This window comes from Thermoflexus sp. (assembly GCF_040289485.1).
GTDB lineage: Bacteria > Chloroflexota > Anaerolineae > Thermoflexales > Thermoflexaceae > Thermoflexus.
Genome location: NZ_PSLG01000098.1, coordinates 4042 through 4693, shown reverse-complemented (window position 1 = coordinate 4693; position 652 = coordinate 4042). Strand labels below are relative to the sequence as shown.

At 71.5% G+C, this 652-nt stretch carries 1 protein-coding gene and 1 pseudogene; both read right to left on the bottom strand.

Annotated features, from left to right (window positions below; translation table 11 throughout):
* A pseudogene (locus tag C4313_RS11075) lies at window positions 1-292 on the bottom strand (quinone-dependent dihydroorotate dehydrogenase); the annotation flags it as partial.
* A partial coding sequence (locus tag C4313_RS11070; RefSeq protein ID WP_352429919.1) for an ATP-binding cassette domain-containing protein occupies window positions 289-652 on the bottom strand: 364 nt, incomplete at its 5' end. The gene C4313_RS11070 and the pseudogene C4313_RS11075, both read right to left, overlap by 4 nt.

Sequence of the window (652 nt, the reverse complement as noted above, 5' to 3'; positions counted from 1 at the left end):
GAGGGTTCCCCGGCTGGGGCACGCTTGTGACCGTTCCCACCTCCATGAAGCCGAACCCCAGAGCGGGCCATGCCCACAGGGCGTGAGCCGCCTTGTCGAACCCCGCTGCGAGCCCCACGGGGTTGGGGAAGCGGAGGCCGCACACCGAGACCGCTAGATGGGGGTCCGACGGGGGAAGGGGCCGCCGCGCCCACAGGGGCTCAAGCGCCCCGAGGCAGGTGAGGACCGCCTCGTGGCTCCTCTCCGGGTCGAGCCGGAAGAGCAGGGGGCGGAGGAGCCGTCGGTAGATCACGACACCTGGGCCCCGCGGGCGCCCGCTACAATCAGCTCCAACACCTCGTCCTCGGTGACGTCGTGGACCCTCCGGGTGGCCACGTGCCGCCCCTGCTTGAGCACGGTGACCCGGTCGCCGATCTGGAAGACCTCCTGCAGGCGATGGCTGATGAAGACGACACCCACCCCGTGGGACTTGAGCTCGGCCACGAGCCGGAGCACCTCCTCCGTGGCGGAGGGCGAGAGGTTGGCCGTGGGCTCGTCCAGGATGAGGACCGCGGGGTTGAAGGAGAGCGCCCGGGCGATGGCGACGCTCTGGCGGCGGCCGCCTGAGAGGGACCGGACGGGGACGGTGACCGAGGGGATGTCGATGCGGAGG